At 46.6% G+C, this 759-nt stretch carries 1 rRNA gene (running past both ends of the window); it reads left to right on the forward strand.

Going from position 1 to position 759, the window contains the following annotated elements:
* Positions 1-759: ribosomal RNA gene (locus AOQ87_RS01150) — 23S ribosomal RNA — on the forward strand (it extends past both window edges: 1,244 nt to the left, 918 nt to the right).

Genomic DNA, 759 nt, shown 5'->3' on the forward strand with positions numbered 1-759 from the left:
TGGAGGTATCAGAAGTGCGAATGCTGACATGAGTAACGATAAAGCTGGTGAAAAACCAGCTCGCCGAAAAACCAAGGGTTCCTGTCCAACGCTAATCGTGGCAGGGTTAGTCGATCCCTAAGGCGAGGCTGAAAAGCGTAGTCGATGGAAAACTGGTTAATATTCCTGTACTGAATATCGATTTCGATGTGGGAACGGAGTAGGATAGACTATCCGAGCGTAGGTTGTCTCGGTTTAAACGTATAAGTGGGTCGTATAGGAAAATCCGTACGATCGTCACACAAAGGCGTGAATACGATTACATCAGTAATGAAGTAGTTGATTCCAACTCCCGAGAAAATCCTCTAAGATATAATTGATCTTCAATCGTACCTCAAACCGACACAGGTGGTTAAGTAGAGAATACTAAGGCGCTTGAGAGAACTCAGGTGAAGGAACTAGGCAAAATAGTGCCGTAACTTCGGGAGAAGGCACGCTGAAATTGGTGATAGATCGCGCATCTTTAGCCGAGATCAGCCGAAGATACCAGCTGGCTGCAACTGTTTATTAAAAACATAGCACTGTGCAAACACGTAAGTGGAAGTATACGGTGTGAAGCCTGCCCGGTGCTGGAAGGTCAATTGATGAAGTAAGCGTAAGCGAAGCTTCTGATCGAAGCCCCAGTGAACGGCGGCCGTAACTATAACGGTCCTAAGGTAGCGAAATTCCTTGTCGGGTAAGTTCCGACCTGCACGAATGGCGTAATGATGGCCAGACTGT

The sequence above is a fragment of the Candidatus Riesia pediculischaeffi genome, from assembly GCF_002073895.1.
GTDB lineage: Bacteria > Pseudomonadota > Gammaproteobacteria > Enterobacterales > Enterobacteriaceae > Riesia > Riesia pediculischaeffi.